Raw genomic sequence first — 231 nt, forward strand, 5'->3', positions numbered from 1 at the left:
CAATCCAATAATGATGGCGGCAATCAATAGAATAAATCAACAATATTAGGATTAACTGGTCGGAACCATTAATCCTAAGCATTTAAGCCAAATTTAGAGAATAAAACCAGCTTAGAAGCGGTAATGAGAGAATGCTTTGTTGGCATCTGCCATGCGGTGAACTTCGTCACGCTTTTTCATAGCATTACCTTTACCATCAGCAGCATCATTCAATTCGCCTGCAAGACGCAA

1 pseudogene is annotated in these 231 nt (G+C 39.4%); it reads right to left on the reverse strand.

Annotated elements, in window-relative coordinates:
• Nucleotides 1–111 precede the first annotated feature (111 nt).
• Nucleotides 112–231 (reverse strand): annotated as a pseudogene (locus V7D75_RS09640) (30S ribosomal protein S7); the annotation flags it as partial.

The sequence above is a fragment of the Psychrobacter sp. genome (assembly GCF_036731945.1).
Lineage (GTDB): Bacteria > Pseudomonadota > Gammaproteobacteria > Pseudomonadales > Moraxellaceae > Psychrobacter.